Origin of the sequence: Brevibacterium sp. p3-SID960, from assembly GCF_025144725.1 — a bacterium.
In the GTDB taxonomy this organism is placed as follows: domain Bacteria; phylum Actinomycetota; class Actinomycetes; order Actinomycetales; family Brevibacteriaceae; genus Brevibacterium.
On sequence record NZ_JALXKS010000020.1, the window covers coordinates 21,345 to 48,214 of the forward strand.

General features: G+C 67.8%; 29 protein-coding genes and 1 pseudogene. 14 read left to right on the forward strand and 16 right to left on the reverse strand.

Annotated features, from left to right (window positions below; translation table 11 throughout):
- Positions 1 to 161 precede the first annotated feature (161 nt).
- The 4 genes from rnc to coaD all read right to left on the reverse strand — a co-directional run bounded on the left by rnc (position 162) and on the right by coaD (position 2,303).
- On the reverse strand, positions 162 to 872 hold the full coding sequence (rnc, locus tag M3B11_RS07570) for a ribonuclease III (RefSeq protein WP_259876490.1): 711 nt from the start codon (positions 870 to 872) through the stop codon (positions 162 to 164).
- 30 nt (positions 873 to 902) lie between these two features.
- On the reverse strand, positions 903 to 1,106 hold the full coding sequence (gene rpmF, locus M3B11_RS07575) for a 50S ribosomal protein L32 (RefSeq protein ID WP_102162557.1): 204 nt from the start codon (positions 1,104 to 1,106) through the stop codon (positions 903 to 905).
- Between the two features lie 2 nt (positions 1,107 to 1,108).
- Positions 1,109 to 1,630: a DUF177 domain-containing protein gene (locus M3B11_RS07580; RefSeq protein ID WP_259876496.1), complete on the reverse strand. Its 522-nt coding sequence runs from the start codon at positions 1,628 to 1,630 to the stop codon at positions 1,109 to 1,111.
- A gap of 175 nt (positions 1,631 to 1,805) precedes the next feature.
- Positions 1,806 to 2,303: a pantetheine-phosphate adenylyltransferase gene (coaD, locus tag M3B11_RS07585; RefSeq protein ID WP_259876503.1), complete on the reverse strand. Its 498-nt coding sequence runs from the start codon at positions 2,301 to 2,303 to the stop codon at positions 1,806 to 1,808.
- Between the two features lie 218 nt (positions 2,304 to 2,521).
- Here coaD and ehuB point away from each other — a divergent pair, with 218 nt between their 5' ends.
- The 4 genes from ehuB to M3B11_RS07605 all read left to right on the forward strand — a co-directional run bounded on the left by ehuB (position 2,522) and on the right by M3B11_RS07605 (position 5,724).
- Positions 2,522 to 3,409, forward strand: coding sequence for an ectoine/hydroxyectoine ABC transporter substrate-binding protein EhuB (gene ehuB, locus M3B11_RS07590; protein ID WP_259876508.1), 888 nt, complete (start codon positions 2,522 to 2,524; stop codon positions 3,407 to 3,409).
- Between the two features lie 119 nt (positions 3,410 to 3,528).
- The gene (ehuC, locus tag M3B11_RS07595) at positions 3,529 to 4,260 is read left to right on the forward strand and encodes an ectoine/hydroxyectoine ABC transporter permease subunit EhuC (protein WP_259876511.1); all 732 of its coding nucleotides are present in this window, start codon (positions 3,529 to 3,531) and stop codon (positions 4,258 to 4,260) included.
- Positions 4,260 to 4,916 carry an ectoine/hydroxyectoine ABC transporter permease subunit EhuD gene (gene ehuD, locus M3B11_RS07600; protein WP_259876514.1) on the forward strand — a complete coding sequence of 219 codons (657 nt, stop codon included), beginning with the start codon at positions 4,260 to 4,262 and terminating at the stop codon, positions 4,914 to 4,916. The genes ehuC and ehuD overlap by 1 nt, the downstream gene beginning before the upstream one ends.
- Positions 4,903 to 5,724 (forward strand): amino acid ABC transporter ATP-binding protein, encoded by an 822-nt coding sequence (locus M3B11_RS07605; protein ID WP_311197734.1) that lies wholly within the window; start codon positions 4,903 to 4,905, stop codon positions 5,722 to 5,724. The genes ehuD and M3B11_RS07605 overlap by 14 nt, the downstream gene beginning before the upstream one ends.
- A 26-nt stretch (positions 5,725 to 5,750) precedes the next feature.
- On the opposite strand, the gene rsmD (M3B11_RS07610) is transcribed toward M3B11_RS07605, so the two are convergent.
- A complete protein-coding gene (gene rsmD, locus M3B11_RS07610) occupies positions 5,751 to 6,317 on the reverse strand; it encodes a 16S rRNA (guanine(966)-N(2))-methyltransferase RsmD (protein ID WP_259876521.1) in 567 nt (188 codons plus the stop codon).
- Positions 6,318 to 6,359: 42 nt separating this feature from the next.
- On the opposite strand from rsmD (M3B11_RS07610), the gene M3B11_RS07615 reads away from it, so the two are divergent.
- The 8 genes and pseudogenes from M3B11_RS07615 (at position 6,360) to M3B11_RS07650 (ending at position 12,382) form a co-directional block, all read left to right on the forward strand.
- Positions 6,360 to 6,578, forward strand: a complete 219-nt coding sequence (locus tag M3B11_RS07615; RefSeq protein ID WP_259876523.1) for a hypothetical protein — start codon at positions 6,360 to 6,362, stop codon at positions 6,576 to 6,578.
- Complete coding sequence (locus M3B11_RS07620) at positions 6,575 to 7,279, forward strand: cation transporter (protein WP_311197735.1); 705 nt, start codon at positions 6,575 to 6,577, stop codon at positions 7,277 to 7,279. Before M3B11_RS07615 ends, M3B11_RS07620 begins: the two co-directional genes overlap by 4 nt.
- Before the next feature lie 604 nt (positions 7,280 to 7,883).
- A complete protein-coding gene (locus tag M3B11_RS07625; protein WP_259876525.1) occupies positions 7,884 to 8,093 on the forward strand; it encodes a hypothetical protein in 210 nt (69 codons plus the stop codon).
- A 10-nt stretch (positions 8,094 to 8,103) separates the two neighbouring features.
- Positions 8,104 to 8,616 carry an iron-containing redox enzyme family protein gene (locus M3B11_RS07630; protein WP_259876527.1) on the forward strand — a complete coding sequence of 171 codons (513 nt, stop codon included), beginning with the start codon at positions 8,104 to 8,106 and terminating at the stop codon, positions 8,614 to 8,616.
- 752 nt (positions 8,617 to 9,368) lie between these two features.
- Entirely contained in the window at positions 9,369 to 9,653 is a 285-nt protein-coding gene (locus tag M3B11_RS07635; protein WP_175292892.1) for a CDGSH iron-sulfur domain-containing protein, read from the forward strand.
- Between the two features lie 83 nt (positions 9,654 to 9,736).
- Entirely contained in the window at positions 9,737 to 11,356 is a 1,620-nt protein-coding gene (locus M3B11_RS07640; protein ID WP_259876535.1) for an NAD-dependent epimerase/dehydratase family protein, read from the forward strand.
- A 12-nt stretch (positions 11,357 to 11,368) separates the two neighbouring features.
- Positions 11,369 to 11,575 (forward strand): hypothetical protein, encoded by a 207-nt coding sequence (locus M3B11_RS07645; RefSeq protein WP_259876537.1) that lies wholly within the window; start codon positions 11,369 to 11,371, stop codon positions 11,573 to 11,575.
- 108 nt (positions 11,576 to 11,683) lie between these two features.
- A pseudogene (locus M3B11_RS07650) lies at positions 11,684 to 12,382 on the forward strand (transposase).
- Positions 12,383 to 12,741: 359 nt separating this feature from the next.
- Here the strand turns inward: M3B11_RS07650 and rsmD (M3B11_RS07655) are convergent.
- From rsmD (M3B11_RS07655) to thiL, 4 genes are read right to left on the reverse strand one after another with little or no spacing between them, the layout of a single operon-like run.
- Positions 12,742 to 13,299 carry a 16S rRNA (guanine(966)-N(2))-methyltransferase RsmD gene (gene rsmD, locus M3B11_RS07655; RefSeq protein WP_259876543.1) on the reverse strand — a complete coding sequence of 186 codons (558 nt, stop codon included), beginning with the start codon at positions 13,297 to 13,299 and terminating at the stop codon, positions 12,742 to 12,744.
- 2 nt (positions 13,300 to 13,301) lie between these two features.
- Positions 13,302 to 15,488, reverse strand: coding sequence for an ATP-dependent DNA helicase RecG (locus M3B11_RS07660; protein ID WP_259876546.1), 2,187 nt, complete (start codon positions 15,486 to 15,488; stop codon positions 13,302 to 13,304).
- 9 nt (positions 15,489 to 15,497) lie between these two features.
- Positions 15,498 to 17,186: a DAK2 domain-containing protein gene (locus M3B11_RS07665; RefSeq protein WP_259876567.1), complete on the reverse strand. Its 1,689-nt coding sequence runs from the start codon at positions 17,184 to 17,186 to the stop codon at positions 15,498 to 15,500.
- 39 nt (positions 17,187 to 17,225) lie between these two features.
- Positions 17,226 to 18,236: a thiamine-phosphate kinase gene (gene thiL, locus M3B11_RS07670; protein WP_259876574.1), complete on the reverse strand. Its 1,011-nt coding sequence runs from the start codon at positions 18,234 to 18,236 to the stop codon at positions 17,226 to 17,228.
- Positions 18,237 to 18,282: 46 nt separating this feature from the next.
- Between thiL and M3B11_RS07675 the strand changes: the two genes are divergently transcribed.
- Positions 18,283 to 18,846 carry a DUF3515 domain-containing protein gene (locus M3B11_RS07675; protein WP_259876576.1) on the forward strand — a complete coding sequence of 188 codons (564 nt, stop codon included), beginning with the start codon at positions 18,283 to 18,285 and terminating at the stop codon, positions 18,844 to 18,846.
- Between the two features lie 6 nt (positions 18,847 to 18,852).
- On the opposite strand, the gene M3B11_RS07680 is transcribed toward M3B11_RS07675, so the two are convergent.
- The 7 genes from M3B11_RS07680 to leuC all read right to left on the reverse strand — a co-directional run bounded on the left by M3B11_RS07680 (position 18,853) and on the right by leuC (position 26,040).
- Positions 18,853 to 20,007, reverse strand: a complete 1,155-nt coding sequence (locus M3B11_RS07680; protein ID WP_259876577.1) for a D-alanine--D-alanine ligase family protein — start codon at positions 20,005 to 20,007, stop codon at positions 18,853 to 18,855.
- Positions 20,008 to 20,034: 27 nt separating this feature from the next.
- Entirely contained in the window at positions 20,035 to 20,574 is a 540-nt protein-coding gene (locus M3B11_RS07685; protein WP_259876579.1) for a YbhB/YbcL family Raf kinase inhibitor-like protein, read from the reverse strand.
- Between the two features lie 46 nt (positions 20,575 to 20,620).
- Positions 20,621 to 21,661 (reverse strand): NAD(P)H-dependent glycerol-3-phosphate dehydrogenase, encoded by a 1,041-nt coding sequence (locus M3B11_RS07690; protein WP_259876587.1) that lies wholly within the window; start codon positions 21,659 to 21,661, stop codon positions 20,621 to 20,623.
- Positions 21,658 to 22,509 (reverse strand): 1-acyl-sn-glycerol-3-phosphate acyltransferase, encoded by an 852-nt coding sequence (locus M3B11_RS07695; RefSeq protein ID WP_259876596.1) that lies wholly within the window; start codon positions 22,507 to 22,509, stop codon positions 21,658 to 21,660. Before M3B11_RS07695 ends, M3B11_RS07690 begins: the two co-directional genes overlap by 4 nt.
- A complete protein-coding gene (gene murA / locus M3B11_RS07700; protein WP_259876603.1) occupies positions 22,506 to 23,825 on the reverse strand; it encodes a UDP-N-acetylglucosamine 1-carboxyvinyltransferase in 1,320 nt (439 codons plus the stop codon). The genes M3B11_RS07695 and murA overlap by 4 nt, the downstream gene beginning before the upstream one ends.
- A 174-nt stretch (positions 23,826 to 23,999) precedes the next feature.
- The gene (gene leuD / locus M3B11_RS07705) at positions 24,000 to 24,599 is read right to left on the reverse strand and encodes a 3-isopropylmalate dehydratase small subunit (protein WP_259876616.1); all 600 of its coding nucleotides are present in this window, start codon (positions 24,597 to 24,599) and stop codon (positions 24,000 to 24,002) included.
- Between the two features lie 10 nt (positions 24,600 to 24,609).
- Positions 24,610 to 26,040, reverse strand: coding sequence for a 3-isopropylmalate dehydratase large subunit (gene leuC / locus M3B11_RS07710; protein WP_259876626.1), 1,431 nt, complete (start codon positions 26,038 to 26,040; stop codon positions 24,610 to 24,612).
- Positions 26,041 to 26,164: 124 nt separating this feature from the next.
- Here leuC and M3B11_RS07715 point away from each other — a divergent pair.
- Positions 26,165 to 26,870 (forward strand): IclR family transcriptional regulator (locus tag M3B11_RS07715; protein ID WP_259876628.1); only part of this gene is annotated, 706 nt, incomplete at its 3' end.

The window sequence follows — 26,870 nt, forward strand, 5'->3', positions numbered from 1 at the left end:
GCGATGACGAGGCCGAGTCTGCTCGGGATGAGGAGCATCGTCGACCTCACAAAGTCGTGTGCGGTTGGCATGAGGAGATCGCCAGTGACCGGAAGAACGGAACTCATACGCGGATTGTACTCCGGCTTCACCAGCGCCGATCGATCCGGGATACGGGGAACTCAGTGCCGGCTGTAGTCCGGGTGGGCGGCGCGGATCGCGGTGACGGCGGCCTCGGCGGCGACTGCCTCTGCGGCCTTCTTCGAGGTGCCCTCGCCGGCGCCCCATTCCGTTCCGCCGAGCAGGGCGAGGGCAGTGAAAACGCGTGCGTGGTCCGGCCCGCGGCCGGTGACCTCGTAGACAACGGCGCCGAGGTCGAGGTCGGCGGCGGCTTCCTGCAGGGTCGTCTTGAAGTCCATGCCAGCACCGAGGCGGACGGCGTCGATGAGCATGTCGTCGATGAGCCGGTGGACGAGTGCGAAGGCCTCTGCACGGCCCCGGCTGATGAAGCAGGCGCCGATGAGGGATTCGACGGTGTCGGCGAGGATCGAGTCCTTCCTCCGCCCGCCGGTCATCTCCTCGCCCTTGCCCAGCAGCACGAACTCGCCGATCTTCAGACGCCGGGCGATCTGCGCCAGCGCGCGGGTGTTGACGACGGCGGCGCGCATCTTCGCCAGCCGGCCCTCGGGCAGCTCGGGGTTATCAAGGAACAGCGACTCAGTGGCGACGAGCTGCAGGACAGCGTCGCCGAGGAACTCCAGGCGCTCATTGGTGGGGATGCCGCCGTTCTCGAACGCGTAGCTGCGGTGTGTGAGGGCAAGACGAAGCGTCTCGGGGTCGATATCGACCCCGAGACGCTCGTTGAGTGTGTTCAGATCAGGTGCTGATTCCACTGTCTGATGCGATTCCGGTGCAGAACCGAATCAGATGTCGGCGACCTTGCGTCCCTTGTATTCAAGGAACAGCGGGGTGCCGGCGGAGTCCTCAACCACCTTGGCCTGGTGCGGGCGCGAGTACACAACGCGACCGTTCTCCACAGTCTTGACCAGGGTCGGAACCTTGGCCTTCCACTGCGAACGACGGTGGCGGGTATTGCTGCGCGACATCTTTCGCTTGGGAACAGCCACGTCTAGCTCTCTTTCTCTTCTAACAGTCGTTTCAGTTCTGACCAGCGTGGGTCATCTTCCGGTGTCTCTTCGACGATGTCCTCGCCGACGGTGTACCGGAACTCGTCCGCATCCTCCCCATCCTTGAGAGGACGGAACGGCAAAGCCATGACGAGTGCGTCTCGGATCGCCGGTTCGAGGTCGATCCGATCGCGATCAACCGGATATGTCTCCTCGTCGCCTTCTTCGACCTCGTACGCGAAGAGCTCGGACAGCTCCACGTTCAGCGGAACCTCCAAGTCCTCCAGCGTGCGGGCATCCTGTCCCTGGGCTGTGGCCGCAACGGTGCCGGAGACGAAGATCCCCTCCACCACGGAGTCGAGCTGCAGGTCCAGGTGAAGCGGCGAACCGGTTGGCACTCCGATCATCTCGATCCGCAGATCCGCCGGAGCCGGGACGTCACGTTCCAGCCGTGTCCATTCGCCAGGCCTGTCTGCCAGGCCGAGCGAGCGAAGGTCGACGATGAGGTTAGAATTGCTGCTCATGTGTCTTCACCTCCGGTTTGGACGCTGTCCGTGAAGTCGGCACGCAACGGATCACACGCAAGGAAACAGTCTAATGGCTTCGCCCAGTGATTGCCACTTGAGGTGACGTGCACCTCACCGACCGCGTGCGGGCGGCAGACAGGGACAGCAGGCAGGGGCAGCTGACAACCGGCGGTCAGTCGGCCCGGCGCTTGGCGTCCATCGCTTCGAGCACCGCGTCGGGCACGAGCTCTGAGACGTCTCCGCCGAGGGCGTGGACTTCGCGGATGAGCGAGGAGGAGACGTGCTCAAAACGCGGGTCGCCGGGCACGAAGATCGTCTCCAGTTCGGTCAGGTGCCGGTTCATCAGGGCCATCGGCAGCTCATAGGCGAAATCCGTGCCTGAGCGCAGCCCCTTGACGACTGCGGCGGCGCCGATCTGCGCGCAGTAGTCGACGAGCAGCCCGCCGGGCACGTCGTCGATGACGATGTTGGTGGCCTCGGCGGTGCGCGGATCGGCAGCCAGGGCAGCCTCGATGAGCTCGATGCGCTGAGCGACCGGATAATGGCCGGTCTTGGCCGGGTTGTGCACCACAGCGATGACAACCTCGTCGAACAGTGCGGCGGCCCTGGCGGCGATGTCGATGTGTCCGACGGTGACCGGGTCATAGGAGCCGGGGCAGACGACCTTCATACGCATCCGTTCCATCAGGGACTGGTGACGCTCTCAGACTAGCGCAGGACCGCCTCGGCGGCGGCCGGGGCATGTAACGATGTCTTAACGCTGACGGAAATGCCGTAGACGCGCAGACGCGGCTCGATACTGTTGTTTAACAGTGACCTGGGCCATACCGGCTCGGTCGACACTTCTTGCCTGGTCGTCGCCTGCTGTACGCACGAAACGGAGTATCTATGCGCAACCACAGAATCACCCGCCCCCTGGCAGCCCTTGCCGCCATCGCCTCGCTCGGACTCGTCGCCGCCTGCGGCGGAGGCGGTTCAGATGCGGGCAGCACGCTGGAGAAGGCCCAGGAGGACAAGAAGATCACCGTCGGCTTCGCCGGTGAGGCCCCCTACAGCTTCGAAGCCGACGGCGAGCTGACCGGTGCCACTGTCGCCCTGCACCGTGAGATCTTCGAAGAGCTCGGCATCGAGGAGGTCGACGGTGTGCTCACCGAGTTCGGCGGCCTCATCCCGGGCCTCAACGCCGACCGCTTCGACGTCGTCTCCGCGGGCATGTCGATCCTGCCCGACCGCTGCGAGCAGGCGTCGTTCTCCAATCCGGAATTCATGTACACAACCGCGCTCATGGTTGAAGAGGGAAATCCACACAACCTCAAGACGCTCGACGATGTTGCAGCCAACGGCGATGTCACGCTCGCCACGATGACCGGTGCGATCGAATCGGACTACGCCGCCGATCTCGGCATTGAAGGTTCGACTGAGGTGGGCACTCCGCAGGACGGGATGGACATGGTGACCTCCGGCAGGGCGGATGTCTTCGCACTCACCGGCATCTCGCTCAACTGGATGGCGGACAACAACCCGGATGCCGGTGTCGAGGTGACCGAGTCGTTCGTGCAGGAGATCGACGGCGTGCCGCAGATCGGTGCCGGCGGCACCGTCTTCCGCACCGACGACGAAGAGCTGCTCAAGGCCTACAACGAGAAGCTCGACGAGATCGTCGAAGACGAGCAGCGCTACCTCGACATCGTCGGCGAGTTCGGCTTCACCGCCGAGGAGCGCCCTGACGGGTCCATCACCACTGAGCAGCTGTGCTCGGGTGATCTGCCCAGCTGATCACGTCGACTGTCGCCGGCGGGCGGCCCCCGTCTCGGGCGCGGGCCGCCAGCCGGTGACCGCACGTCTTCTGCACCTCCGTCCCGAAATCCAGGCACGCACATGACAGACACGCGCTCATGACAGACAACCTCACGACGCTCTTCAGCTATGCACCCCAACTATGGGACGGTCTGAAGATCACCTTCCTCCTCACCGCCGGCGGCGCAGCCGGTGCGCTGCTCATCGCCCTGGTGCTCGGCCTTGCGATGGCCAGCCCGTACCGCTGGCTCGGCATCCCGGCGCGCATCGTCGTCGAGTTCTTCCGCGGCACGTCCCTGCTCGTGCAGCTGTTCTGGCTCTTCTACGTGCTGCCGCTGCTGGGGGCGAATCTCGATCCGCTCAGCTGCGGCATCTTCGCCCTGGCACTGAACTACGGGGCGTATTCGGCAGAGGTGGTGCGCTCGTCGATCGCACACGTCGACCGCGGCCAGTGGGAGGCGGCGACGGCGCTGAGCCTGTCGCCGGTGCGGATGATGCGGCGCATCATCTTCCCGCAGGCCTGGCTGCTCATGATCCCGTCGCTGGCGACGCTGCTCATCCAGCTGCTCAAGGGCACCGCAGTCGTCTCCTTCATCACCCTCCAGGACCTCACCGACCGCATCGACCAGCTGCGGCAGGCCACCGGCGACACCTTCTTCGCCTACACCGTCGGCCTGCTGCTGTACTTCGTGCTCGCCTGGCTGCTGCAGGTCGGCATGGATGCCCTCGAGCACCGGGCGGCGGTCGCACTCGGCCGGCGTGAGAAGTCCGGACGGCTGCGCAGCGTGCTCTCCCGGCGGCACCGACCGAAGAAGGAGGTGCTGGGCTGATGTGGGATTGGTCGCGCGCATTCGATGCGCTGCCGCTGCTGCTCAAAGGCTTCGGCAACACCCTCATCGCCACCGTCGGCGGTACGCTCATCGCGGTTGTGCTCGGACTCGTCATCGCGATTCTGCTGCGCGTCCTCCCCCGGTGGATCAACTGGCTGCTCAAGCTCGCCGTCGCCTTCGTGCGCAACACGCCGCTGGTGGTGCAGCTGCTGTTCATCTACTTCCTCTTCGCCAAGCATCCGGTGCTCGCCGGTATCCCGTCGCTGACACTCGGGCTCATCATCATCGGCGTGCACTATTCGACGTACATGTCCGAAAGCTACCGGGCTGGGATCGACTCGGTGCCGAAGGGCCAGTGGGAGGCGATCAGCGCGCTGTCGCTGCCGCCGGCCCGTGCGTTCCGCTCGATCGTCCTCCCCCAGGCGCTGCGGGCGACCGTCCCCTCGCTGGGCAACTACGCGGTGGCGATGTTCAAGGACACCCCGTTCCTGTTCGCCATCGGGGTCGTCGAGCTGGTGACCTCTGCCCAGCAGTACGGCGGCCGTCATTTCGCCTACACCGAGGCGTTCACGCTCGCCGGCCTCATCTTCCTGGCCGCCAGCTATCCGACCTCCCTGCTCATCCGACGATTGGAGAAGTCCCTTGCCCGGTACTGACGAGACCCCACAGTCCCGCGCGGACGGCGCTGCAGCTGCCCAGCCGGCTATCGAGTTCATCGATGTCGAGAAGCGCTTCGGCGACAACGTCGTCCTTCAGGACCTCAACTTCTCCGTCGCCCCAGGCGAGCGCGTCACGCTCATCGGGCCCAGCGGTTCGGGCAAGACGACGATCCTCCGGCTCATCATGACCCTGGAGAGCCTGACCGATGGATACATCTGTGTCCACGGCAGGCCGCTGACCCATGAGAAGCGCGGCGACAGGCGGGTGGCGCTGCCGAAGAAGCAGGTCCGCAGCAACACGAAGCGCATCGGCATGGTGTTCCAGCACTTCAACCTGTTTCCCAATATGACGGTCGCCGAGAACATCATCGAGGCCCCGATCCATGTGCTCGGCATGTCGAGAGCCGATGCGCTGGAGAAGGCGCGGGCGCTGCTCAAGCGGGTCGGCCTGGCCGACAAGGAGAATGAGCATCCCACGAAGCTCTCGGGCGGGCAGCAGCAGCGCGTGGCGATCGCCCGTGCGCTGGCGATGGATCCCGAGGTGCTGCTGCTGGACGAGGTGACCTCAGCACTCGACCCGGAGCTGGTCGACGATGTGCTCGGGGCGCTGCGCGAGATCGCCGAGACCACCGACATCACGATGCTCATCGTCACCCACGAGATGCAGTTCGCCCGCGACGTCTCTCAGCGGGTGATGATGTTCTCCGACGGCCAGATCATCGAAGACGGCCCACCGGACGAGATCTTCACCCGCCCGCAGCATGAGCGCACCGCGAAGTTCCTCTCCGCGGTGCTGGAGCACTGACCCCAGGCCTCAGCCCCGCACGTTCGTCACTCCCGCAGCTGCAGGAACCACAATGCGGTCTCGCCGACCTTCTTGTGCCGGAACACCTCCAGCCGCTCCGGCAGCCTCGGCTCCGGTGACCGGCTGGAGCGTTCGAACACGATGAGCGCTGCCGGGTCGCGCAGCAGCGGCGCGCACGCGTCCAGGATCGCGGTCACCTCCGCCTCGGGCATGGGATACGGCGGGTCGGCGAAGATGAGGTCGATGCTGCCTTCCGGCAGCCGTCCCGCGCCCGCGGCGGCCGGCGCCTGGATGATCTCGACCTCGCCTGTCACGCGCAGGGAGCGGGCGTTGGCGGTGATGACGCGGCACACGGAGGCGGCGCGTTCGATGAAGGTGACGTGTGCTGCGCCGCGGGAGAGAGCTTCGAAGCCGAGCCCGCCGGAGCCTGCGCAGACGTCGAGGACGTGGGCGCCGGTGAGCATGTCGAGGGTGGTGAGTGAGGAGAACAGAGATTCGCGCACCCGGTCAGACGTCGGGCGGGTGCCCTCGCCGGGCGGGGAACACCCGGCGGCACTGAGTCGGAGCTCATCGCAGACTTCGCCTCGACTCACGACGCCGGGGTCGTCTGGGAGACGGGCGGGGAGGAGCCGCTCATGAAGCAGCTGCGCGACGGCCGGCTCGATGTTGTGATCGGCGGTCTCACCGACAAGTCGCTTTGGACGACGCACGCGGCGCTTACGACCGCGTACGTGGAGGCGACCGGAAACGACGGCACCACGGAGCAGCATGTGCTAGCTGTGCCTATGGGTGAGAACGCCTTCATGGTTGCACTCGAGCGCCACGCGCTCGTGCACGCCGAAGCGCACCGATGACAGCTCGGTTCGGCCACACGGAACTGCCCGACAAGCAGGCGCAGGCACTGAAGAAGGCGACCCGTCTCGAACGTGTCTCGTTGGGTGTCATCGCGGTGACGGTCGTCCTCGTCCTGCTCGTCGCCGGCAGCTCGCAGGCGATGAAGGCCGCATGGATCGAGGATTCGCTGTCCCTGTTGCCGCCGATCGCGTTCCTGCTCGCAGCACGACTCATCCGGAGGCCCCCGACCGCGGCGAAGCCGTACGGTTATCACCGCGCGATCGGCATCGCCCATCTGGTGTCCGGGTGCGCGCTCCTGCTCATGGGTCTCTACCTGATCATCGATTCCGGCCTTGGGTTGTTCGAAGCAGAGCATCCGCCGATCGGGGTGCTCGTCCTGTTCGACACGCCCATCTGGCAGGGGTGGCTCATGATCGCCGTCATGATCGTCACCGGTGCTCCGACCGTGATCCTCGGCCGCATGAAGCTCAAACTGGCTCCTCTGCTGCACGACAAGGTCCTCTACGCGGATGCCCAAATGAACAAGGCCGATTGGATGACGTCGCTTGCGACCATCGTCGGAATCCTCGGCATCGGCGTGGGGCTGTGGTGGGCGGATTCGGTCGCAGCCATCGTCGTCGCGATCGACATCGTACGCGACGGGTGGAAGAACCTCCGTGATGCGGCGCGTGATCTCATGGACTCGCGGGCCACCCAGTAAGACGGGACGAGCCCCGACCCTCTCACCGACCGCGTGATGGACTGTCTGAGCTCCGCCTGGTGGGTGGCGGAGGCGGAATGCCGCATCCGCGACCAAGGCCACGTTCTGCACATCGAGGCGTTCGTCGTCCCGGTCGACGGCAGGGCACCCTCGCTCGAGGAGGCCGCACAGCTGCGCGAACGGTGCGTCGAACTCGACTGGCGGGCCCAGGACTTCGTCCTGTCAGTCGCCGAAAAGCTGCCTGAGGAACTCCTCCCCCCCCCCAGCTGCAGGACCGCGGGCCCCGCGGCCCGCGTGCGCGCCTCCTCACCACCGTCAGCAAGGAAGAGTCATGACTCCCGCCGACGAGGCTACAGCCACCCGGGGATTACGCCCGCACGTTCCAGCACCGAGCCCGCGGGCCCGCGAGCCGCGCTCTGCTCGGCCTTCTCCTCGCAGTGGGAAGCGCCCCGGTTGCGAACCGGGACGACGAATCCCAGGCGGACCCCGACATCGGCTGCCCCGGGGGCGACACGTTCGCGCGCGCAGCCGATCTCGCGCTCAGTGAGCCCCGGGGTGTGCTGACCGACGAGGGCATCCAGCTCACGTTGTTCCCCTCTGCCTGATGCACTACGGGCCAGGCGAGTACATCCGCGGCCACTGGGAATGGAGCCCGCAGCTTCTCGCCAGCCGCGCGAAGATCGAAAAGGTGGTTGAGAGTGCCCTGTGCGATCGTGTCTCAATGCCGACAGATCTGCCGACGGACGGGGCCAGCACTTCCGCGCTGCTGTTCGAGATGACAGCGAACGCGGCGTTTCCCACGCTCACGACGTGACTTTCGCGCAATGCTGAGCCGTCGCCGCTACACGAGTGCCGCATCCACCGCTCGATCTACACGCTGCGCGAGGCCGACCCCTCCAGCTGGGCGATCCCCGCCTGCGGGGACGGGGAAGGCCGCTCTCCTGGGGATCCAGTCCGACGAGTACGGAGGCGGCCGCCCCGACCTGGTCCACGCGGAGGTCTTCGCCGGCACGGTGCGAGCAATGGGACTGGACGACCGACCGCAGGCGCACCCAGACCGCGTGCCGGCCGCCACCCTCCTGCTCTTCGACGTCATGAACCTCTTCGGGCTACACCGCAGGCTTTGTGGGACGATCGTCGGCCACCTCGCCGCCTTTGAGATGACCTCATCGATCCCCGGCCGACACTATTCGCAGGCGTTCGCCCGCACCGGTAACAGCTCCCACGTCACCTGGTACTTCGACGAGCACGTCAGCCGGGCACAATGGGAAGGTCGATGCGGTTCTTACGGCGATCCCGCACTTCGTCGGTTCCTGCGTCGTCATCGCGGACGATGACGTCCGTTTTTCGGCGGAGACGCTCCTTCATCTCAGCGACCTTCTCCAGGAGGTGGGCCTCGTGCGTCCGCAGAACCACCCCGTCATCGACCCTTCGGCACCTTCTCCGTGCCACGTCCGCTGGGACACCGCCCGGGCCCTCGTGAACCGGGCGTGGGCGTCCGACTACCCGGGGCACCCTGGGAGTGCGGTCGGAGTACCTGGGCGCTGGCTACGACCCGGGAGTGCCCATTGCGAATCTTGAGCTCATGCGCACAGCCCAAACCCGAGGCGGTGTCCTCGCCGCCGCCGACGACCTCTTCGTCGCCAGGCTCCCGCCCACGTCCCGCGCGTTCCGCGGGCAGCGCGTCCGGCAGACATACGACAGCTTCGCGCAGCCGGCGCGGCTGGCCGCGGACCTGTTGATCCTCCCAGTCCTGCCCCTCTCGGTTCGTTGGCGCGCCGTCGGACTCCTTGCGACGGCTGCGGCGATCCTTTGTGCCGAGAGGCGGCGTTGGCGTGATCACGACGCACCGTGGTCCCGCCGGACCCCGCACTCTGGGCGCTCTCTGGCTCGCTGAGCGGGGCGTGTGCCCATAGGTCGTGGTGGGCGCCCGAATGCGGGGCGAGGTGCCCTACCGCGGAACGCGGCTGCACACGGCCGCGAACTCACCGTGGTCCTTTCGCCGACGAGAGGCGGTGCTCGCCGCTTCGCCCCTTTCCACGGCATCCGCACCTTCCATCCGCTCGCGCACATACGATGAAGAGACCCGATGACCATCAGCCCCACGCTCGTGAACACCACTATCACGCCGTGCCCGGGCGGTCCGCTGCTGGTTCGCGGGGAGTTCGTACTCGCAGGCGAAGAGGACGGCCAATGGAAGCGGCCGCGGCCCAATGTCGTCGCCCTGTGCCGGTGCGGAGCCTCCGGTATCCCTCCGCTGTGCGACGGCTCCCGCAACCTCATCGGCTCCCACGCCCCGGGGGCAGCGTCGAAGGTTCTCCCCGCGCGACTGCCGGACAACACAGACCAAACCCCACGACCCGCTGTCGGATGATCCCTCGACACGCCCCGTCTCCACACGTACGATGAAAGCCAGGCCCGGTGAGAGCCGGGCGCAGCCCACCCCAGGGAGGCACTGTGCGCGTCGCAATTGTCGGAGCGACAGGAAATACCGGTACTGCCGTACTGGAGGCGCTGGCGGCGACCCCAGAGGTGACAGAGGTGGTCGGGATCGCGCGCCGCATGCCGGACACCACGGTCCCCCCGTACGACGGATGTGACTGGCGTTCCATCGACGTCGCAGCAGCCAGTCCGGAGGGTGAAGCGATCGCGCGACTGGCCGACGCGTTCGAGGGGGCCGATGCGGTCATCCATCTTGCCTGGCTCATTCAGCCCAACACGGAACGCGAGCTGCTGCGCCGCGTGAACGTCGACGGCACACGTCGGGTGACGGAGGCGGTCGCCCGTGCCGGCGTCCCGCACCTCGTCGTCGCGTCCTCCGTCGGGGCCTACTCCCCGGACGACACGGACGATGAGGCGACCCGCCGTGACGAGTCGTGGCCGACGGATGGGATCGCTACGTCGCACTACAGCGTGGACAAGTCCGCTCAGGAGAAGGTGCTGGCCGATTTCGACGCACATCACCCCTCCATCACCGTGACCCGTCTGCGCCCGGCACTGATCTTCGGAGGCCGCGCCGCCTCAGAGATCCAGCGGTACTTCCTGGGCTCCTGGATACCGCTGCAACTCCTGCGCTACGGGCGCCCGCCGTTCCTCCCCGTGCCCCGCGGCCTGCGCGGCGTCCAAGCGGTCCACGCCGACGACATCGGCCGCGCATATGCGGCGGCAGTTCTCGCACGCGCACCGGGAGCGTTCAACATCTGCGCCGACGACACGATGGGGCTCAAGGACCTCGCAGACATCATCGACCACGGTCGGTTCGTCGAACTACCCTCAGCGGCCCTGCGCACAGGGCTGGGCATCGGCCATCGCACCGGGCTGGTCGCGGCCGACACAGGGTGGATTGACATGGCGGTGGGCGTCCCGCTCATGGATGCGTCCCGGGCGAAGGCGGAACTGGGATGGGAACCGCGCGTCTCCGCAGCTGACGCGCTGCGGGACCTGCTGAACGGGTTCATCGCGGGCACCGGCACCGATTCGGTGCCTCTGCGACCGCGCCGGGCCTCCGGCACCGCACCCCGCACCTCAGCGGTGCCTCCCGCTGACAGGGAGCTGCTGGGGATCTACCTGGACGATCACCTCACGGGAGCGACCGCCGGCGCGCAGCGCGTGCAGCGGATGGCAGACGACTTCGTCGATACACCGTACTTCGCTCCGCTGTCGGAGCTGGCGATGGAGATCGACCGCGAACGTGCGCGGCTCGCAGCTCTGATCCCGGCGCTCGGCCTGACCCGCAAACCACTGCGTCAGGCGGTGTCCTGGGCGGGAGAGCACGTCGGGAGACTTAAGGGCAATGGAGCGATCCTGAGCCGCTCACCCCTCACCCCGCTGCTGGAGACGGAGCTGATGCGCAGCGCGGTCATCGGGAAACTGGGTCTGTGGCAGACGCTCGCCGCCAACGCCGAGGCGTGGGGCCTGGCAGCTGCCGAGTTCGACGAACTCGTAGCGCGCGCCCACGCCCAGCTGGAGACTCTCGACGCCGTCCACGCGTATCTGCGCACTCGCGCGCTGCGCCACGACGGCGACGCTTTCGACCATCGCAGCGCCCACAGCCCAGTGGGCGCGCAGGGAACCTAGGAAGGGGGCATCATGGACGACGTGAACGACCGCCGTCGGGCGGCCGTGTCCCGCAACGCGGAGGACACAGACCCCCGCAGTACGGAAGCGCAGAAGGCCGACGCGCAGACCGCGGAGGCTAAGAACACCGCAGATAAGCACCTGGTGAGTGATGACGAGGTCGCGGACGAATGGGGCAAGGAATCCTTCCCCGGCAGCGACCCGCCGGCGAACTACTGAGAAGACGGCGAACAGGTGCGAGCAGTCACCCGGCAGAACACCGGGAAGGTGCCCGCCGGCACAGTTTCCGGGTTCTAGGGCGTGTGTCCTTTATTCACCATTTGAGGGCTGTCTCGGTGGAGACGTGACTACACAGCATCGACACCGAGTCTTTACGGTGAGCAGTGGGCGCGAATCGGACCGCTGTTGCCCTCGCAATGCTGGCAAGAGAGCCCGGCCGTTTGAGAACAGCCGTCGGATCGGCGAAGGATCGGATCGTCGAAGGGATCGTCTACCGGCACCGTGCAGGAATTGCCTGGCGTAACCTGCCGCGTGAGCATTTCGGGCCCTGGCAGACGGTGTGGAAGCGTCACCGCCGCTACGCCGCTGACGGCACGTGGGCTCGTGTGCTGGCCCGGGTGCTCTGTGATGCCGATGCTGCTGGTGACATTGATTGAGTTTCTCTGCAGCAGATTCTGGCTGACATTCGAGTCCCACGGGCCGACGGTGGTCGTCCTCACATGCCCGGCCGCTGTTCTGGCTGATCGGTCCTATGGGCCTAAAGCCGATCGCGAATACTTGTGTTCGGGTGGCATCCGGGCCGTAATCCCGGAGAAGAAGGATCAGATCGCGGTTCGGGAAAAGCGCGGCAGCAATGGTGGAGGGCCACCGGCCTTTGATGCCGGCGCCTATCGGAACCGTGACGTGGTGGGACGTTCATCTGCTTGCCTCAAGCGATGGCGAAGGTTGGCAGCGAGGTCTGACAAGCCCGCGATCGTATATCGAGCCGCTGTCGTGGTCAGCGCGATCCGTCGGCTTCGCCGGTGAGGCCCCTGGAGGCCGACGGCGACGTCACGCTCGCCACGATGGCCGGTGCGATCGAATCGGACGACGCCGCAGATCTTGACATTGAAGGCTCGACTGAAGTGGGCACTCCCTAGGACGGTATTAAGATGGTGACCTCCGGCAGAGCCGATGTCTTCGCACTCGCCGGCATCTGGCTCAACTGGATGGCCGACAACAACCCGGATGCCGGTGTCGAGGTGACCGAGTCGTTCGTGCAGGGACCAGATCATCGAAGACGGCCCACCGGACGAGATCTTCACCCGCCCGCAGCATGAGCGCACCGCGAAGTTCCTCTCCGCGGTGCTGGAGCACTGACCCCAGGCCTCAGCCCCGCACGTTCGTCACTCCCGCAGCTGCAGGAACCACAATGCGGTCTCGCCGACCTTCTTGTGCCGGAACACCTCCAGCCGCTCCGGCAGCCTCGGCTCCGGTGACCGGCTGGAGCGTTCGAACACGATGAGCGCTGCCGGGTCGCGCAGCAGCGGCGCGCACGCGTCCAGGATCGCGGTCACCTCCGCCTCGGGCATGGGATACGGCGGGTCGGCGAAGATGAGGTCGATGCTGCCTTCCGGCAGCCGTCCCGCGCCCGCGGCGGCCGGCGCCTGGATGATCTCGACCTCGCCTGTCACGCGCAGGGAGCGGGCGTTGGCGGTGATGACGCGGCACACGGAGGCGGCGCGTTCGATGAAGGTGACGTGTGCTGCGCCGCGGGAGAGAGCTTCGAAGCCGAGCCCGCCGGAGCCTGCGCAGACGTCGAGGACGTGGGCGCCGGTGAGCATGTCGAGGGTGGTGAGTGAGGAGAACAGAGATTCGCGCACCCGGTCAGACGTCGGGCGGGTGCCCTCGCCGGGCGGGGTGTTGAGGCGGTGGCCTTTGCAGCGGCCAGCGATGATGCGCATGCTCAGTCCGCCGTGCTGCCGAAGCTGCGTTCGGGGCCGATGATCGTGTCGATGAAGTCGCGCAGGTGCGGGTAGGCCTCGAACAGCGGGTCAGCGTCGACGACGTCTGCTGCTGCCGTCCGGGCGTCTTCGATGACGCGTGCGTCGCGGGCGACCGACAGGTGGTTCAGTGAAGTGCGGCCCCACTGGGTGCGACCGAGGACATCGCCTTCGCGGCGCTTCTCCATATCGAACTCCGCCAAAGCGAAGCCGTCGAGGGTCTCGGCGACGGTCCGCAGTCGTTCCATCGCCTCGCTGCCGGACGGCTGGTGGGTGAGCAGAAAACAGGTCGAGGGCTGCCCGTCGCGGCCGATGCGTCCGCGCAGCTGGTGCAGCTGAGCGACGCCGAAGTTCTCGGCATCGAAGATCACCATGATGCGGGCGCGGGGGACGTCGATGCCGACTTCGATGACGGTGGTGGCGATGAGCACATCGAGCTTGCCTGCGGCGAAGGCGCGCATGACCTTCTCTTTGTCCTCCATGCTCATCCGGCCATGCACTACCGCCATGTCGAGATGGGCGACGGCTGGGTGGGCCTGGAGGCGGCGCTGGAGCTCCTCGACGCCGATCGGTGCGATCAGCGGGTCGCCCTGGCCGGGGTCGAAGTCGATCTTCGAAGCGACGATGAACGTCTGCTGCCCGGCCGCAGCCGCCTCGGCGACGATCGTGAGCACCCGGTCGAGCCATGTGGGGTGCTCGCTGAGAGAGAACGCGTGGGTGGCGATGGACTTGGGCCCGTGCGGCAGCTCGTCGAGCACCGAGGTCTCCAGGTCCCCGAAGACGGTCAGCGCCATGGTGCGCGGAATCGGGGTGGCGGTCATGACGAGGGCGTGCGGGGCGTAGTCGGAGGATTTGCGGCGCAGCGCCTCCCGCTGGGCGACGCCGAAGCGGTGCTGTTCGTCGATGACGACGAGACCGAGGGCGTTGAAGAGCGTCGTCTCGGAGACGAGTGCGTGGGTGCCGACGATGATGTCGATCTGCCCGGCGACCAATGCCAACAGCAGCTCCTTGCGCTCCTTCGTCGACAGCGAGCCGGTCAGCAGCGCCACCCGCACCCGGGTGTGCTCGTGTGAGAGCCGTCCGTGGGAGAACAGCGAGGGATCCTCGGCCTGGGGGCCGAGCATCGCCATGAGCGAGCGGTAGTGCTGGGCGGCCAGCACTTCGGTGGGGGCGAGCATCGCAGCCTGGCAGCCGGAGTCGACCGCCTGGAGCATCGCGCGCAGGGCGACGAGCGTCTTGCCGGAGCCGACGTCGCCGTGCAGCAGGCGGTTCATCGGGTGCGCCCGGGCCAGGTCGGCGGCGATCTGCGCACCTGCCCGCTGCTGGGCGCCGGTGAGCGGGAAGGCCAGATGCTCATCGAAGTAGGCAAGCGCCCCGTCGTCCCGGCCGGTAAGCTCACGGGAGACCTCCCGGTTCCACAGGCTCTTCTGCGCCAGCAGGTGGGCCTGCAGGGCGAAGGCCTCTTCGAACTTCCAGCGCTTCTGCGCGGCTTCGACCTGCTCCATCGTGTCGGGCCGGTGCATGTGCGCATAGGCGCTGCGCAGGTCCGGCAGCTGCCGGTCGCTGAGCACCTGGATGGGCAGCGGGTCGGCGAAGACCTCGTCGGGTGCGGTGTCGAGGATCGTGCGGATGGCGGCGGCGATGCGGTGGGTGGCGATCCGGCTGCTGGCCCGGTAGATCGGGATCGGGTGGCTGCGGGTCTCGAAGGTCAGCTCGTCGCCGGCGATCTGGTTGAGCCATACGGGGTTCTTGATCTGGAAGTGGGCTGCTGAGCCGTACTTGGGGTTCTGTTTGGCGACTTTGCCGCTGATCGCGATCTCAGATCCGGGCAGCATCTTGTCGGCGATCCAGTGCTGGTTGAAGAACGGCACTTCGACGGTGAAGGACCCATCGGAGACCCGGGCGGTGGTGATGCTGCCGCGGCGCTGGCGCATCTGCCGGGTGGTGACGGATTCGACGCGGGCCATGAAGGCGACGTCGGCGCCTTCCTCCATGACCATGGCCAGGTTGCTCAGGGTGCCGGCCTGCAGGTAGCGGCGCGGGAAGTATCGCAGTGCGTCGTCGACGGTGGTGATGCCGACGGAGCGCAGGTCGGCGCACAGGCGCTCATCGTCGAGCAGGGTGGAGACGTCGATCGGTTCGCGGGACATGTCCGGTGCCTATTCGACGCCGAGCACCGCACACCCCTCGGGGTGCTCGGAGCGGACGATGTCGACGGTGACGAGCGGGTGGCGGGTCTCGACGTGGCGCAGCAGCGCATCGACAGCACTGGCCGGCAGCTGTGCGCCGGTGACGATCGTCATGACCTCGCCGCCGGCGCCGAGGAGCCGGTCGGCGCAGGCGATGACGGCGGCGGCCGGGTTCTGCTCAACGCTGCGGATCCGCCCGTCGATGATGGTGAGCAGGTCGCTGCGGTCGTAGATGAGCGGGCCGGCTGAGCTGCGCTCGGCGCGCACCACTGCCCCGACCCGGGTGGCGGAGGCTGATTCGGCCATGTCCTCAAACGCTTCCGCGGCTGGGGCTGTGCTGTCGTAGACGGCCAGTGCCGAGAGCACCGCGGCAGCTGAGCGGGAGCGCACGATCGAGACCGGCTGGCGGGCCCCGCCAGCCGCGCTGCCGAGACTGCCGGCGGTCTCGCTGCCGTGGCCGTAGCGGCGGCGCAGCTCGCCGAGCAGGTGCGCGGAGTCGGGGACGACGATGACAGGTGCGCCGGCATCGGCGATGAGCTCATCGATCTGCTCGGCGACTGCTGGACCGTCGGCGTTGACGGCGTGGGCGTCCTGCAGCGCGCAGGCGAACAGCATCCCGACCCCTGAGCCTGCGGCGATGACGGTAGTGGTCAGGCTTCGGCCGCCGGTGACGGAGAGGTCTTCGACGCGCAGCCGTTCGATCCCGAGGTCGGCACACGCGCGCAGGGTCTCCAGGGCCGCGTCCTCGCTCGGCACGTGCACGTGGATCATCGGCCAGGACACGACGATCGAGTCGCCGCCGCCGGCGGTGAGGGTCTTCTTCACCCGCCGGGTGCGGTCGCGGCGCTCGGCGACGTAGAAGACGAGTTCGAAGCCCTGCTCGCCGGTGTGCAGCAGCGCCGGGGCGCTCGGCCCGCGGCACTCCTCAGCAGTGTTCGCCTCAGTCCCGGCGCCCGTTCCCGAGGCGGTGGATCCGCCGGTGGTGGCGGTCAGGTGGGCTGCGTGCAGGGCGGGGTGGTCGGCGGGGTCCTCACCGGTGATGGTGAGGTAGAGCAGGTCGAAGAGCTCGACGATGCCCGAGGAGCCGGCATCGACGACGTTGGCTTCGCTCAGCGCCGGCAGCTGTCCGGTGGTCTCCAGCAGCGCCTGCTGGGAGGATTCGCGCACGGCGGCGATGAGCCCGATGAGGTCGGCACCGGCATCGGCCTGGCTGCGGGCTTCGGCGGCCATCGCCTCGAGCACGGTGAGCATGGTGCCGTCGACGGGGGTGGCGACGGCGGTGCGGGCACGGGCGGCGGCGAGTTCGAGTGCGCCGGCGAAGGTGGGGCCGTCGAGGTCGGTGACCCCGTCGAGAGCATCGGCGACCCCGCGCAGGGCCACAGACAGGATGAGCCCGGAGTTGCCGCGGGCTCCGCGCAGCGCGCCGGTGGCCATCGCGCCGATGACGTCGCTGAGGGTGACGGCTCCGCGCAGGTTCTCGACGGCGCGGTAGGCCGAGCGGACGGTGTGGTAGAGGTTCGAGCCGGTGTCGCCGTCGGCGACGGGGAAGACGTTGATGGCGTTGATGTCGTTGCGTTCGCGGCGCAGCCGTTCGACGGTCCGCCGGGCCCATCGGGCGGCCAGCCGGCCGTTGATGTTCAGCGCGTCGCGCTCGTCCACTCTCTCCCCTCCCCGATCATGGTGCCCGGATGTCAGCGTTCAGCCGAAGTGCCGGAAGGATCCTCCGGTCACCGGCTGCCCTGCCATCGTCACGCCGCCGCCGTCGTTGGCTGCGCGGCATGTTCCGATGCGCATCCAGCCTACCGGAACCTGGCCGGCGGGCACGGCGGCAAGGAACCCGTGGTCCTCGCCTCCGTGGAGCACCCAGTCCCGCGGGCTGGCACCGGTCCCGAGGTGGTCGGCGGCTGCCTGCAGCGGTGCAGCGAGTGCGTCGAGAGCGCTGGGGTCGAGGTCGGCGGTGATGCCGGAGGCGGCTGCGATCCGGCCGAGGTCGCCTGCCAATCCGTCGGAGACGTCGATCATCGCGTGTGCTCGCCCGGCGATCCGGGCGGCAGCGGCATAGTCCGGGCGCGGGCTGCGCTGGACGTCGATGGGTTCGCGCAGCGCCGGGTCAGAGGTGTCGGCCAAGTCCGGGTCGGCCAGCAGCAGGTCGAGGCCGGCGGCGGCCCTGCCGACGGTGCCGGCGAGCACGATCGCATCGCCGGGCTGGGCACCGCTGCGCAGCACCGGCGGGTGGGCGGTCAGCGTGCCGAGGGCAGTGACGGAGATGATGACGACCGGCCCGCCGGACAGGTCCCCGCCGAGTACCTGCGCTCCCCCGCGGGCGGTCTCCTCAGCGAACCCGGTCATGAGCTCACGCGCGAACGACAGCGGCGTGTCCGCTGGTGCCCCGATCGTCAGCAGCATGCCGTGCGGGGCAGCACCCATCGCGTGGACGTCGGCGAGGTTCTGGGCGGCGGCTTTGATGCCGAGCCGGTGGGGGTCCGTCCAGGCCGGCAGAAAGTCCTCCCCTTCGACGAGCATGTCGGTCGTCGAGACGAGGGCTCCGTTCAGCGTCGAGACCGCGGCGTCGTCTCCGGGCCCGACCCGCACCTCGGGTCCGGCGGCAGGGAGGGCGGCGAGCAGCGCGGAGAGCACGCCGTCCTCACCGACGTCGCCGAGTACGGCACCAGGTGGGACCGGAGGTGTGCCAGGGGCAGGTGATGTCATGGGGTCAGTATGCCAAGCCGGACGGACACCGACTAACCTGGAGGGCATGAACCGCCTCCCCTCTGCCGCTGCCGCCTGCGCCGTCATCGGCCTGGGTCTCAGCGGCTGCGCTGCCGCCGTGTCCGTCGAACCCGCTGCCGACGCCCACAATCCGGAGTGCGCGGCGGTCATGCTGCGGATGCCCGATGAGATCGATGGTCATGCCTCGCGCACGACGACCTCGCAGGGCACCGATGCGTGGGGCGACCCGTCGGTGGCGGTGCTGCGGTGCGGCGTGGAACCGCCGGGCCCCTCGACTGACCGGTGTGTCAGCGTCAACGGCGTCGACTGGATTTCGACTGAGGAGACCGGCGCATCGTGGCGGTTCGTCTCCTATGGCCGTGAGCCCGCCGTCGAGGTGCTCGTCGCCTCGGACAGGATCGCCGGCGCCACGGTGCTCTCGGAGATCTCCCCGTCGGTGTCGACGATCGAGCAGACGCGGTCCTGTGTGGCAGCTGAGGATCTCGATGAGGACGGTCTGCCCGTCGAGACTCCCGGCCCCGACGAGCAGCCGGCTGACGAGGAGACGGCTGACGAGCGGCCGGCTGACGAGGAGACGGGAGCGCCGTGATGCGGCTCAGCTCGTCGACTGGTTGGCCGCCTGGCGGGCGTGATCGCTCATCGCGATGCTGATGAGCTCGGTGATCAGCTCGCTGTACTGCAGCCCGGAGGCCGCCCACATCTGTGGGTAGGCCGAGCTCGGGGTGAAGCCGGGCAGGGTGTTGAGCTCGTTGATGAGCACCTCACCATCAGCGGTGACGAAGGTGTCGACGCGGGCCAGGCCGGTGCATTCGAAGGCCTTGAAGGTGCGGGCGGCAAGGTCCTGGATCTTCGCGGTGGTGTCGGCATCGACATCGGCTGGGCAGATGAGCTCGACGGAGTCGAGATCGAGGTACTTGGCCTCGAAGTCGTAGAACTCGTGGTCGCCGCCGACGACGATCTCCGAGGGCACCGAGGTCCGCGCCCGGCGGTCGTAGACGGAGCCGAGGACGGAGCATTCGATCTCCCGTCCGTCGACGAGCGGTTCGACGATGACCTTGTTGTCGTGTTCGAACGCAGCTCTCAGCGCGGCGTCGAGTTCGGAGGCGTCGTCGATCTTCGACACGCCGATCGAGGAGCCGGCACGGCAGGGCTTGACAAAGGCGGGGAAGCCGAGCTGCTCGACCCGTTCGGTCATGACCTCCGGGGCGTGTTCGTACTTCACCTCGGTGACGAGGACGAACGGGCAGGACGGGATCCCGGAATTGGCCATGACGGCCTTCATAAAGTGCTTGTCCATGCTCACCGCCGAGGCGAGCACACCGGCGCCGACGAACGGGGTGTTCGACAGCTCGAAGATCCCCTGGATCGTGCCGTCTTCGCCGTAGCGGCCGTGCAGCACCGGGAAGTACACGTCGACGACGTCGAGCTCGCTCAGCGTGCCGTCGGCTCCTCGGTGCAGCAGCGGTTCGCGGTGCTCGGAGATCGAGGGGATGACCGAGGTGCCGTCGTCGGTCACCTCGGGCATCGCCTCGGGATCGAAGGTGAACTTCTCCCAGTCCTCGACGATCCGCCACGTGCCCTGCCGCGTGATGCCGATCGGGATGACCCGGTAGGCATTCCGGTCGATCGCGGCGAGCACATTGGCTGCCGAGACGCACGACACGGCGTGTTCTGAGGAGCGGCCGCCGAACAGGACGGCGACAACGGGCCGGGTGTCGCCGGCGGTTGAGGGCGAGGAGACTGGTGTCATGGGATCAGCTGTTTCTGGCGGGGTTGGTCACTTGACTTCGAAGGTGGTCTCGATCCAACCGCGGCCGATCGACTTGAAGAACATGTTGAAGCCGACGAAGGCCGGGCTGGACGAAGCGTCGAGTTCGAGCGGTTCGGACAGGGCGTGGACGATGAAGAAGTAGCGGTGCGGTCCGTGGCCCTCCGGCGGGGCGGCGCCGACGAAGCGCGGCTCACCGGCATCGTTGCGCATCATGACCGCGCCGTCGGGCAGCAGGCCGGCATCCGGATCACCGGCGTTGGCCGGCAGCTCGGTGACGTCGGCCGGCAGGTCGGTGAGCACCCAGTGCCAGAATCCGGAGCCGGTCGGGGCATCGGGGTCGAAGCAGGTGACGGCGAAGGCCTTCGTCTCGGCCGGGAAGCCGGACCAGGACAGCTGCGGGGAGATGTCCCTGCCGCCGTCGATGCCCATCGCGCCGGAGCGCTGGGCGGCGTCGAGTTCGGCTCCTTCGGTGATGTCGGTGCTGGTGACCTCGAAGCGCGGGACCTCATTGAGCTTGGCGAAGGGTGAGTTCTGGTGCTCGATCATGTTTCCTCCTGAGCCGGTGGCAGTGACGGGTGGCGGCTGAGGTCTCTCAGCTGCCGGCCGGGCTCTGGCCCGGGGTCTGGTCGTACTTCATCGGGCTTTCGGTCTTGCGCTTTCGAGACAACAGCAAACCGCCCAGTTCGTCAACATGCAGCCGGCCGGTGAGCACGGCGGTCACCCCCTGGGTGATCGGCAGTTCGACGCCGTGGAAGCGGCCGAGTTCGAGCACCGCGGCAGCGCTCTTGACGCCTTCGGCGGTCTGAGCGGTGCGGGTGGTGGCCTCCTCCAGGCTCAGCCCCTCGCCGAGCAGCCGGCCGAAGGACCGGTTGCGCGACAGCGGTGAGGCGCAGGTGGCGACCAGGTCGCCGAGGCCTGCGAGACCGGCCAGGGTGTGGGCGTCTGCGCCCATCGCCAGTGCCAGCCGGGTGGTCTCGGCCAGGCCGCGGGTGATGATCGAGGCCTTCGAGTTGTCCCCCATCCCCTGTCCGTCGGTGATGCCGACGGCCAGGGCGATGACGTTCTTGATGGCCCCGCCGAGTTCGACGCCGACGACGTCGTCGTTGGTGTAGGGGCGGAAGTAGGCGTTGGCGGTGAGTTCGGCGATGCGGTCGGCGACAGCCTCATCGGCACAGGCGATGACGGTGGCAGTCGGCTGCCCGACGGCGATCTCGCGGGCCAGGTTGGGCCCGGAGACGACGGCGATGCGCTCCGGGCCGGCACCGGTGACCTCGGCGATGACCTCGCTCATCCGCTTGCCGGTGGAGACTTCGATGCCCTTCATGAGGCTGACGAGCACGGTGTCCTCGCGCAGCAGCGGCGCCCAGGCCATGAGGTTCTCGCGCAGGGACTGCGCGGGCACCGCCAGCACCACCACCTCGGCGGCGGCGAGCACGTCGGCGATGTCGGCACTGGCGCGGATCGTATCAGGCAGCTCGATGCCGGGCAGGTAGCGGCTGTTGGAGTGGGAGGTGTTGATCTCGTCTGCCGCTTCCGTGCGGCGGGCCCACAGCAGCACCTCGTGGCCGGCGTCGGCGATCACCTTGGCGAATGTCGTACCCCAGGATCCAGCTCCGAGTACGGCGATCGTCATGCGGTGTCTCCTTCTGTTCGCCCGGCGACCGGCCGGTAGTCGGCGCGGAAGCGCTCGGGCATCCCTTCCCCGCGCAGCACCGCGAGTTCGGCTGCGATGTGGCTGGTGACGCGGTTGGTCAGGGTACGGATGTTGGCAGTGGTCAGCCCATCGAGGTCGCTGTAGTCGATCGCCGGGCCGAAGGCGACGCGCAGCGTATCCCGCGGACGCGGCTTGGGGATCTTCGCTCCGGCCGGCATCGACCTGTCCAGGCCCCAGTGGGCAACCGGGATGAGCGGGGCTCCTGTCGACAGGGCCAGGCGCGCGGCACCTGACTTCGAGGCCTGCGGCCACAGGTCGGGGTCCTTCGTCAGGGTCCCCTGCGGGTAGATGACGATCGCCTGCCCGCCTTCGAGTGCGGCCCTGGCGTAGACAAGGCTGCCGCCAGCGTGCACGGAGTCGCGCAGCACTGGAATCTGCCCGATCGCTTTGAGTCCGGCGCCGAGCACGCCGGTGAACAGCGGGGACTTGGCCAGGTAGTGCGGCAGCCGCCCGCGGTGCCACAGGACCAGCCCGATGAGGACCGGGTCGAGGTAGCTGGCGTGGTAGGCGACGAAGATCGCCGGCTGGCCCGAGGGCGGGATGTGTTCGTCGCCGAGCACCTGGCAGCGGCCGAAGAGGCGGAAGATCACCCCTGCGGCCGGGGCGACGAAACCGGCGGTGAACTTCTGCTTCTTCAGGCTCTTCTCATCGAAGTCGACGTGGTACTTCGGCGGGGTCCCGGTGACGTCGACGGTGCCGTCGTGGGCGGCGTGCAGGGCTTCGGCCGGCGTATCATCAGGGTGAGCGCGGCTGTCGTTGTGCGTCATGCCATCTGGACCTTCGCACCGAGGGCTGCGAGCTTGTCGAGGAAGTCCTCGTAACCGCGGTTGATGATGCCGATGCCGGAAACCCGGGAGGTGCCCTCAGCTGCGAGAGCGGCGATGAGGTGGGAGAAGCCGCCGCGCAGGTCGGGAACCTCGATGTCGGCGCCGCGCAGCTTCGTGGGTCCGGAGATGACGGCCGAGTGCTTGAAGTTCTTGCGCCCGAACCGGCACGGGGTGCCGCCGAGGCATTCGCGGTAGAGCTGGATCGTCCCGCCCATCCGGTTGATCGCGTCGGTGAAGCCGAAGCGGTTCTCGTACACGGTCTCATGAATGATCGACAGTCCTGTCGCCTGCGTCAGGGCGACGACGAGCGGCTGCTGCCAGTCGGTCATGAAGCCCGGGTGCACGTCGGTCTCCAGCGGCAGGGAGGACAGATCGCCTCCCGGGTGGGAGAACCGGATGCCGGTCTCGGTGACCTCGAAGGTGCCGCCGATCTGGCGGAAGACGTTGAGGAAAGTGATCATGTCCGGCTGGTGGGCGCCTTCGACGAACACCTCGCCGCCGGTAGCCAAGGCCGCAGACGCCCACGAGGCGGCCTCGATGCGGTCAGGCAGCGCCCGGTGGGTGTAGCCGGTGAGCTCGTCGACGCCGAGGATGCGGAAGCAGCGGTCGGTGTCGACGGAGATGATCGCGCCCATCTTCTGCAGAATCGCGACCAGGTCCATGATCTCGGGTTCGATCGCGGCGTTCTTCAACTCGGTGACGCCTTCTGCTGTGACGGCGGTGAGCAGCACCTGCTCGGTCGCTCCGACCGAGGGGTAGGGCAGCTCGACTTGGGTGCCCTGCAGCCGCTGGCGGGCTTCGAGCTGGATGCCGCCGGGGGTCTTGTCGACAGTCGCCCCGAACTGGCGCAGCACGTCGAGGTGGAAGTCGATCGGCCGGTCGCCGATGCGGCAGCCGCCGAGGTCGGGGATGAAGGCCTTTCCGAGGCGGTGCAGAAGCGGGCCGCAGAAGAGGATCGGGATGCGCGAGGCGCCGGCGTGGGCGTCGATGTCGACGATGGAGCCCTGTTCGACGTTCGAGGGATCCATGACGAGCTGTCCGTCGGGAGTGTCGCCGTCGGGCTGAGATTCGACGCGCACGCCGTGGACTTCGAGCAGGCCGGTGACGACCTCGACGTCGCGGATGCGCGGGACCCCCCGCAGCACAGACGGGCTGGATCCCAGCAGGGATGCGACCATCGCCTTCGACACGAGGTTCTTCGCACCTCGGACGTGAACGGTGCCGCTCAGCGGTGTGCCGCCATCAACCTCGAGCATTGTCCTCCTTCGCCGTCTTCCGACTGTGCGCACGCAGGGTTCGGCGCAGTTGCCGGCGCCGAGGCGGTGGCTCGGCGGCATGGCGTGCGTGAACCAGCCTAGCGAATCCTCTGCCTGTCAGCCTGTCACCACACTGCCAGAAAGGAAGTACGCGCTCAGGGTCAGTGCGCTGCCTCAGACCTTCGCCGGCAGCGTCTGCGGCTTGAAGCCCGGGCGCGAGGACTCATAGGACTCGATGTCATCGGCGCGTGCGAGGGTGAGGCTGATGTCGTCGAGGCCTTCGAGGATCCGCCAGCGGGTGTAGTCGTCGATCTCGAAGGGCACGGTGAGCGAATCGCAGGTCACGGTGCGGCTTTCGAGGTCGACGGTGATCTCGGTGCCGGGCTGGTTGTCGAGGATCTTCCAGATGAGCTCGATATCGGACTGCTCCAGCTTGGCGGCCACGAGGCCCTCCTTGCCGGCGTTGCCGCGGAAGATGTCGCCGAAGCGGCTGGAGAGCACGGCTTTGAAGCCGTAGTCTTTGAGCGCCCAGACAGCGTGTTCTCGTGAGGAGCCGGTGCCGAAATCGGGGCCGGCGACGAGCACGGAGCCGCCTGCGTAGGCTTCCTGGCTCAGCACGAAGTCGGGGTCCTTGCGCCAGCGGGCGAAGAGTGCATCGTCGAAACCGGTGCGGGTGATGCGCTTGAGGTAGACGGCCGGGATGATCTGGTCGGTGTCGACATTCGATCGGCGCAGCGGCACGCCGGTGCCGGTGTGTATGGTGAACTTCTCCATGGTTCCTCCCTCAGGCGCTGACCGCGGTGCGGTCGTCGGCGGTCAGGTCGGCAGGTGACGACAGGGTGCCGCGCACCGCGGTCGCCGCGGCGACGAGCGGGCTGACGAGGTGGGTGCGCCCGCCCTTGCCCTGCCGGCCTTCGAAGTTGCGGTTCGAGGTCGAGGCGCAGCGCTCTCCCTCGGTGAGCTGGTCGGGGTTCATGCCCAGGCACATCGAGCAGCCGGCGAAGCGCCATTCGGCGCCGAAGTCGGTGAACACCTCATCGAGCCCCTCTGCTTCGGCCTGCAGGCGGACCTTCGCCGAGCCGGGCACGACCATGAACTTCACGTCCGGGTGCTTCGTTCGGCCCCGGATGACATCGGCAGCCGCGCGCAGGTCCTCGACCCGGCCGTTGGTGCATGAGCCGAGGAAGACGGTGTCGATGGCGATGTCGCGCAGCGGCGTGCCCGGGGTCAGGCCCATATAGGCCAATGCGCTTTCGGCGGCTGCACGGTCGTTCTCGTCGACGATCTGGGCGGGATCCGGGACGCTGGCACTCAGCGGCAGACCCTGCCCGGGGTTGGTTCCCCACGTGACATACGGTTCGATGTCTGCGGCCTGGAGCACCACCTCGGCGTCGAAGACTGCATCGTCATCGGTGCGCAGGGTCTTCCAGTACTCCACAGCGGCATCCCAGTCTGCGCCCTCAGGTGCGTGCGGGCGGCCGTGGATGTAGTCGAAGGTCACCTCGTCCGGGGCGATCATTCCGGCGCGGGCGCCGGCTTCGATTGACATGTTGCAGATCGTCATACGGGCTTCCATCGACAGCCTGCGGATCGCCTCGCCGCGATATTCGAGGACGTAGCCCTGTCCCCCGCCGGTGCCGATCTTGGCGATGATCGCCAGGATGATGTCCTTGGCAGTCGATCCTTCGGGCAGCTCGCCGTCGATGGTGATCGACATCGTCTTGAACGGCTTGAGGCTCAGCGTCTGGGTGGCGAGCACGTGCTCAACCTCGGAGGTGCCGATGCCGAAGGCGAGCGCGCCGAAAGCGCCGTGGGTTGAGGTGTGGGAGTCGCCGCACACGACCGTCATGCCCGGCTGGGTGAGTCCGAGCTGCGGGCCGACGACGTGGACGATGCCCTGGTCGGCGTCGCCGAGGGAGTGCAGCCGGATGCCGAACTCCTCGGCGTTGGCCCGCAGGGTCTCGATCTGCTTGCGGGAGGTCGGATCGGCGATCGGCTTGAAGATGTCGAGTGTCGGGGTGTTGTGGTCCTCGGTGGCGATCGTCAGGTCCGGGCGGCGCACCGGCCGGCCGGCGAGGCGGAGCCCTTCGAATGCCTGGGGGCTCGTCACCTCGTGCACGAGGTGAAGATCGATATAGAGCAGGTCGGGAGCGCCGTCGTCGCCGCGTACGACGACATGATCGGCCCAAACTTTCTCGGCCAGTGTCTTGCCCACTGGATCCTCCTATATGCGGTTCGCGCCTGAGACAGGTCACGGGTGCGGGTTGGCCACCGACGTTAATGCTCCATTCTGCATGGTGAACTTGCATCTCGATTTTTGAGATTGCAGAATGTTGAACATGAGCACTCAAACTGGCAGCGGCGTGGGGGTCATCGACAAGGCCGACCTCGTCCTTTCTGCACTTGAAGCCGGTCCTGCTTCCCTTGCCGAGCTCGTCACGCTCACCGGCCTCGCCCGCCCGACAGCACACCGTCTGGCCGTGGCCCTGGAGTATCACCGCTTCGTCGGCCGCGATCTGCAGGGCCGGTTCGTGCTGGGCCCCCGCCTGGCGGAGCTGTCCTCGGCTGCCGGGGAGGACCGGCTGCTGGCAGCCGCCGGGCCGGTCCTCAACCAGCTGCGCGACCGAACCGGTGAGAGTTCTCAACTGTTCCGTCGCCAAGGTGATCTGCGCCTATGTGTGGCCGCAGCCGAGCGCCCGGTGGGCCTGCGCGACTCCGTGCCGGTCGGAGCCACTCTGAGCATGCGTGCCGGGTCGGCCGCGCAGGTGCTGCTCGCCTGGGAGGAGCCTGACCGCCTGCACTCGGGACTGCGCGGCGCCCGCTTCACCGCCACGATGCTCTCCGGTGTGCGTCGGCGCGGCTGGGCGCAGTCGATCGCCGAACGCGAGCGCGGAGTCGCCTCCGTCTCCGCCCCAGTGCGCGGTCCGAGCAACCGGGTGGTGGCCGCTGTGTCGATCTCCGGGCCGGTCGAACGGCTGACCCGCCAGCCCGGCCGGCTGCACGCACAGTCGATCCTCGAAGCTGCCAAGGCCCTGACCGAGGCGC